Annotated in this window: 1 protein-coding gene; it reads right to left on the reverse strand. The window is 64.1% G+C overall.

The window, feature by feature from the left end:
• Positions 1 to 306: TRAP transporter large permease subunit (locus NZU74_20270; GenBank protein ID MCS6883665.1), on the reverse strand; the 306-nt coding region annotated here is incomplete at both ends.

Raw genomic sequence — 306 nt, forward strand, 5'->3', positions numbered from 1 at the left:
CCCGCAACACCTGCCGATTGAGCCGACCGTTCAGCGCAGCCAGCACACAGGCACCAAGCGCACCGATGCCGCCGGCCTCCGTCGGCGTGGCGATGCCGAAGAAGATGCTGCCGAGCACGGCAAAGATCAGAAAAGCCGGTAACACTACCGAACGCACAACGCGGCGATATAGTTCGAAGCCGCGCAACGTGCGCGCCTCCGGCGGTAGCGCCGGCGCAGCAGAAGGCCGCAGCCAGGATACAATCATCACGTAAAGCGCATAGGAGGCTGTCAACATCAGGCCGGGGATGAGCGCGCCGGCAAACA

The sequence above is a fragment of the Chloroflexaceae bacterium genome (assembly GCA_025057155.1).
Taxonomy (GTDB): Bacteria; Chloroflexota; Chloroflexia; order Chloroflexales; family Chloroflexaceae; genus JACAEO01.